Source organism: Domibacillus enclensis, assembly GCF_900156125.1.
Taxonomy (GTDB): domain Bacteria; phylum Bacillota; class Bacilli; order Bacillales; family Domibacillaceae; genus Domibacillus; species Domibacillus enclensis.
The window spans coordinates 284,929-290,928 of record NZ_FTLX01000005.1 but is presented as its reverse complement, the minus strand read 5'-3'; the positions used below and the strand labels follow the sequence as shown (position 1 = coordinate 290,928).

At 46.0% G+C, this 6,000-nt stretch carries 5 protein-coding genes, 3 tRNA genes and 1 rRNA gene; 1 reads left to right on the top strand and 8 read right to left on the bottom strand.

What is annotated here, in order from left to right:
• Nucleotides 1–6: 6 nt before the first annotated feature.
• From BW952_RS12580 to rrf, 3 genes are all read right to left on the bottom strand, one after another.
• Nucleotides 7–82, bottom strand: a tRNA-Thr gene (locus BW952_RS12580).
• Nucleotides 83–91: 9 nt separating this feature from the next.
• Nucleotides 92–167 (bottom strand) — tRNA-Val (locus tag BW952_RS12575).
• Between the two features lie 24 nt (nt 168–191).
• Nucleotides 192–307 (bottom strand): 5S ribosomal RNA (rrf, locus tag BW952_RS12570).
• A gap of 250 nt (nt 308–557) precedes the next feature.
• On the opposite strand from rrf, the gene BW952_RS12565 reads away from it, so the two are divergent.
• Entirely contained in the window at nt 558–1,256 is a 699-nt protein-coding gene (locus BW952_RS12565) for an MgtC/SapB family protein (RefSeq protein ID WP_045850384.1), read from the top strand.
• A gap of 52 nt (nt 1,257–1,308) precedes the next feature.
• Here BW952_RS12565 and BW952_RS12560 read toward each other — a convergent pair.
• The 5 genes from BW952_RS12560 to yugI all read right to left on the bottom strand — a co-directional run bounded on the left by BW952_RS12560 (nt 1,309) and on the right by yugI (nt 5,919).
• A tRNA-Ala gene (locus BW952_RS12560) sits at nt 1,309–1,381 on the bottom strand.
• A gap of 102 nt (nt 1,382–1,483) precedes the next feature.
• Nucleotides 1,484–2,839, bottom strand: coding sequence for a glucose-6-phosphate isomerase (locus tag BW952_RS12555; protein ID WP_045850383.1), 1,356 nt, complete (start codon nt 2,837–2,839; stop codon nt 1,484–1,486).
• Nucleotides 2,840–2,947: 108 nt separating this feature from the next.
• Entirely contained in the window at nt 2,948–4,105 is a 1,158-nt protein-coding gene (locus BW952_RS12550) for an iron-containing alcohol dehydrogenase (RefSeq protein ID WP_045850382.1), read from the bottom strand.
• A 112-nt stretch (nt 4,106–4,217) separates the two neighbouring features.
• Nucleotides 4,218–5,462, bottom strand: a complete 1,245-nt coding sequence (locus BW952_RS12545) for a Glu/Leu/Phe/Val family dehydrogenase (protein WP_045850381.1) — start codon at nt 5,460–5,462, stop codon at nt 4,218–4,220.
• Nucleotides 5,463–5,553: 91 nt separating this feature from the next.
• Complete coding sequence (yugI, locus tag BW952_RS12540; protein WP_045850380.1) at nt 5,554–5,919, bottom strand: S1 domain-containing post-transcriptional regulator GSP13; 366 nt, start codon at nt 5,917–5,919, stop codon at nt 5,554–5,556.
• Between the last annotated feature and the right edge of the window lie 81 nt (nt 5,920–6,000).

Sequence of the window (6,000 nt, the reverse complement as noted above, 5' to 3'; positions counted from 1 at the left end):
TGAAAGTGGTGCCGGCAAGAGGACTTGAACCCCCAACCTACTGATTACAAGTCAGTTGCTCTACCAGTTGAGCTACACCGGCACAAAGAAATGGTGGAGGATGACGGGATCGAACCGCCGACCCTCTGCTTGTAAGGCAGATGCTCTCCCAGCTGAGCTAATCCTCCACATATGTATATAAAATGTGTTTCGCCAGGCGGCGTCCTGCTCTCACAGGGGGAGACCCCCAACTACCATCGGCGCTGAAGAGCTTAACTGCCGTGTTCGGGATGGGAACGGGTGTGACCTCTTCGCTGTAGCCACCTGACTTTTTTACGACAATCATTATTATAGCACAATGTGCTTTTTAAACAATCCTTTTTGAATAAACAACGGAACGAATTTCGTTGATTACTTCAATCGGACAAGAAGTAATATACCATAATATTTTATCTTTCTGCAAGCATTTTAAGCAGATTATTTTTCACCGGAAAACAGCTGGTGGAAATTCAGAATGGTTCAAGCTATTCTCCTGTATAATAGGAGAGAGGAACCAATGGAAAGCAGGTGCATATGTGATGGAATGGGTGCTTGATTCATCTATTCTCATAAAACTTATGTTGTCTGGCAGTTTAGGCGCTGTCATCGGTCTTGAGCGAGAGCTGAAAAGAAAACCAGTCGGGCTGAAAACAAGTATCGTTATTTCGATTATCAGCTGCCTGCTGACAATCGTTTCTGTCGAGTCCGTCTATCTTTACCACCAGGACGCCAGCATAAACATTACGATGGACCCCCTGAGACTCGCTGCTCAAATAGTGTCCGGCATCGGCTTTCTCGGAGCAGGCGTTATCTTACACCGCGCTAACGACAGTATTTCCGGATTAACGACAGCTGCTATGATCTGGGGCGCTGCCGGTGTTGGGATTGTCGTAGGAGCGGGCTTTTATGCCGCAGCCCTGGCAGGTGTTGTCATGATGATTCTGGCGGTTGAAATCCTGCCTTTCATCTTAAGAATGACCGGCCCGAGAAGACTTCGTGAAAAAACGCTGCGTATTAAGCTGCGTACCGGGGCACATCACCACGTTCAAGGAATCGTCAAGTCTTTGGAGCAGCACGACATATCCATTAAAAGAATTCATATTTATTACGACGAAAAAAATAACAGCCACCTTCTTGAATTAACTGTTGGCGTTTACTTTAAGAGAAGAACGACAGAAGTATACTACACTCTTTCTGAAATCCCGAACATCCAATCTGTCGATGTAGAAAGCAGCTAAATAGATGTTCATGCAAAAAAGACCGCTCAAATTTGAGCGGTCTTTTTTAAGATGGAGACTATCGGGATCGAACCGACGACCTCTTGCATGCCATGCAAGCGCTCTCCCAGCTGAGCTAAGCCCCCATGATACAATGTAGCATATGTATATTTCACTAACGTCTAGATTAAATTATACTTATTTTTAAATTAAATGCAAGCATTTTTCATAAAAAAACTTCGAGGGGATTATTCCCCGCGAAGTCTTTTTTCAAGCTCAGCTTTCTTTTCTTCAAATCCAGGCTTGCCAAGCAATGCAAACATGTTTACTTTATAGGCTTCTACACCTGGCTGATCAAATGGGTTGACGCCAAGCAGGTAGCCGCTGAGTGCACATGCTTTTTCAAAGAAATAAGCTGTGTAGCCAAATGTGTAGGCGTCCATTGCCGGAATGGAGACAGTCAAATTCGGTACGCCGCCGTCTGTGTGAGCAAGAAGTGTTCCTTCAAACGCTTTGTTGTTCACAAAATCAACAGATTCACCTGCAAGATAATTCAAGCCGTCCAGGTCGTTTTCCGCTTTTTCGATCGTTAACGATTTACGCGGGTTTTCTACGCGGATAACGGTTTCGAACAAGTCACGGCGTCCTTCCTGAACATACTGTCCAAGTGAATGAAGGTCCGTCGAGAAGTTGGCAGATGACGGATAAATGCCTTTAAAGTCTTTCCCTTCACTTTCGCCGAATAATTGCTTCCACCACTCGGAGAAATATTGAAGACCTGGCTCATAGTTAATCAGCATTTCAATCGTTTTGCCCTTGTTATACAAAACATTACGGACAACCGCGTATTGATACGCTTCATTCTCAGACAGTTCAGATGAGCTGTACGCACTGCGGGCATCACGCGCTCCCTGCATCATGTCATCAATATCAACTCCTGATGCTGCGATTGGCAGAAGACCAACAGCTGTCAAAACAGAGTAGCGGCCGCCAACATCATCAGGAATAACGAATGTTTCGTATCCTTCTTCGTCGGCTACTGTTTTTAAAGCACCTCGCGCTTTGTCCGTTGTTGCATAAATACGGCTTTTCGCTTCTTTCTCACCGTATTGTTTTTCGAGAAGGTCGCGGAACAAGCGGAATGCAAGTGCCGGCTCTGTCGTCGTACCAGACTTGGAAATAACATTAATCGACCAGTTTTTGCCTTCAAGCACTTCAATCAAGTCACTCATGTATGTAGAGCTGATGTTATTGCCTGCAAAAAACACTTGCGGACCATTGCGCTTTTCAGAAGAAAGCACATTATAAAAGCTATGGTTCAGCATATCAATTGCTGCGCGCGCACCTAGATACGAACCGCCGATGCCGATTACAATTAACACGTCAGAATCGTTACGAATTTTTTCCGCTGCTTTTTTAATACGCGCAAACTCTTCTTTATCATAATCTTCAGGCAAATCAATCCAGCCAAGATAATCGCTTCCCTGGCCTGTTTTCTCATGAAGAGAATGATGAGCTACTTTTACAGCGTCCTGCAGGTAGCTGATTTCATGCTCACCGAAAAAAGGAAGCGCATTTGAATAATCAAATTTAATATGCGTCATACTCGTAAAACCCTCCGTTTAAACTGTATTTTTCCACTTTACTGTATACGACTGAACGCGTTTTCGCAAGTGAAAAAACATTGAAAAACCGGGCGGAATTCCGCCCGGTTAAAGTGATGCGCGCAAAATGGCGATCACATCTTCACGATCCAGCTTGGTAAAATTACCGAAAGGACCGTTAAATAACGTTTTTTCTGCCATCTCTTCTATGCGGCTGTCATCAATGTCATAATCAGCCAGCCGTTCTGGCGCTTCGATTTTCGTCCAAAATGCCCGGAGTGCCTCAATGCCTTCCAGACCTGCTTCTCGGTCCGACTTGCCTTCCGAATCAATGTCAAATACACGAACAGCCAGCTGCTTAAAGCGTTCCGGTTTCACATCGATATTATGCTTCATCCAGTTTGGAAACAGGATCGCCAGCCCCCCGCCGTGCGGAATATCGTAAACAGCTGACACAGCGTGCTCAATGTTGTGGGTGGCCCAGTCGCCCCGATAGCCCATTTGAAGCATGCCGTTCAAGCCAATTGTTCCGGCAAACATAACCGTTTCACGAAGTTTTTCATCCTTCAAATCCTTCATTAAATCGGGTGCTTTTTCAACGAGTGTTTTCAGCGTTCCTTCAATCATGCGGTCCTGCACATCTGTTTGGTCCGCGTTATGGAAGTACTGCTCCAGCATATGTGTCATCATATCAACGACGCCGTATGTTGTTTGATCCTTTGGCACTGTCAGTGTCCAGTGCGGATCACAGATGGAGAATTTCGGGAACACGTGCGGGCTTCCCCAGCCCAGCTTCTCATTTGTTTCCCAGTTCGTAATGACCGATCCTGAATTCATCTCAGAAGCCGTCGCTGCGTGCGTTAAAATAGTGCCGAACGGCAGCGCATCCTCTACAGGTGCCTTTTTCGTAATGAAATCCCACGGATCGCCGTCGAACTTCGCCGCTGCCGCAACAGCTTTTGCACAATCAATCACACTGCCGCCGCCAACCGCAAGAATAAAGGAGATATCGTTTTCCCGGCACAGCTCAGCTCCACGCTTTACAGTCGTGAGACGAGGATTGGGTTCCACACCGGCCAGCTCCGTAATCGAAAAGCCCTCTAATTGTTTTAACACAAGATCATACAGGCCGCTTTTTTTGATACTGCCGCCGCCGTAAACAAGAAGTACTTTTTCACCATACGAAGCTGCTTGATCTCTTAACTGATTCACAGTGTCTTTTCCAAAAATCCATTTCACTGGATTCCAATACACAAATTCATTCATGAGTCATTCACTCCTTTTCATCCCTCATTATGCGAAAAAAACGATTCCCATTTCAACTAATTGAACTTAAAGCACAAAAAAACGGCCCAATGTCTCAGCCGTTTTTCCAAGGTTAAACCCATCCTCTAAATTTAGATGCTTCCGCTGCACGGCGCACGCCGACCATATAGGCGGCAAGACGCATATTGACGCCGCGTGTTTGAGCCACTTCGTAAATATTATCGAATGCTTTCGTTAAGTTGCGATGCAGTTTGTCATTTACTTCTTCTTCTGTCCAGTAGTATCCCTGGTTGTTCTGAACCCATTCAAAATAGGAAACGGTCACGCCGCCAGAGCTTGCCAGAACGTCAGGAACAAGCAGAATGCCCCGTTCAGATAAAATTCTGGTGGCTTCAAGCGTTGTCGGACCGTTGGCCGCTTCCACAACAATAGCCGCTTTTATATTATGCGCATTTTCAGCCGTTATTTGATTCGAGATGGCTGCCGGAACGAGGATATCACAGTCCATTTCAAGCAGCTCCTGGTTGGTAACGGTATTGTCAAATAATGTCGTGATGGTGCCGAAGCTGTCCCGGCGGTCAAGCAAATAGTCAATATCAAGCCCGTCTGCATCATACAATCCGCCGTAAGCGTCTGAAATTCCAACTACCTTCGCACCGGCATCATGCATGAATTTAGACAAAAAGCTGCCGGCATTGCCAAATCCCTGAACGATGACACGTGCCCCTTTTATCTCGATTCCCCGTTTTTTAGCTGCTTCATGGATGCAAATCGTCACTCCTTGAGCGGTCGCTTTTTCTCTTCCATGTGACCCGCCGAGTGCCAAAGGCTTCCCGGTAATAAATCCTGGGGAATCGAATTCGCGAATACGGCTGTATTCGTCCATCATCCAGGCCATAATCTGTGAATTTGTGTATACATCCGGTGCCGGAATATCCTTTGTCGGCCCAACAATTTGACTGATTGCCCGAACATATCCGCGGCTAATGTTTTCAATCTCTCTCATTGAAAGCTGGCGCGGGTCACAGATCACGCCGCCTTTTCCGCCTCCGTATGGCAAATCCACAATACCCGCCTTCAGCGTCATCCACATAGATAACGCTTTCACCTCTTCTTCATTTACTTCAGGGTGAAAACGAACGCCGCCCTTTGTCGGACCAGGAGCATCGTTATGCTGTGCCCGGTATCCAGTGAAAATTTTCACCGATCCATCATCCATTTTTACCGGAATGCGCACCGTCATCATGCGGAGCGGCTCTTTCAACAGCTCGTACATTTCTTCCGTGTAGCCGAGTTTTGTCAGCGCTTCTTTAATAACATTCTGGGTTGATGTGAACAAGTTCAAGTTTTCAGCCATATACCTTCGCCTCTTTTATTCTCATTTTTACAGCTTTCATGCTTCCGCTTTCATTGTACGCCTGTGAAGAGACCATTCGCAAGCAATTCCGTCAGCCTTTTTTCTGTTCTTCCTTCATTGATTGTTCGATCCATTCCTGCAGCTTGTCCTGCAGTGGATGAAAGCCGTCGCCATCATCATCGATCTGAATGCCGCGCCGTTGATTCCGGCTTCCCTCTTCTGTCGCTCGAATCGATAAGCTGATTTTCGATTCATCGTCATTGACTGATAATACCTTTACGGTAACGTCATCGCCCACTGTTAAATAATCGTGAATATCACGTACAAACCCGTGCGTGATTTCCGATATGTGAATAAGACCCTGGCGTCCGTAGTCGAGCGCAACAAAAGCGCCATACGGCTGAATGCCTGTGATCTTCCCGGTCACAATCTGCCCCGGTTCAAATTTTGATTCCATCAAATCTCTCCAGTTTTTTATTGGTTTCTTGTTTTATGCGTCGCGATATTATACCATACTTTTGGTTGGCATGAAATTAAT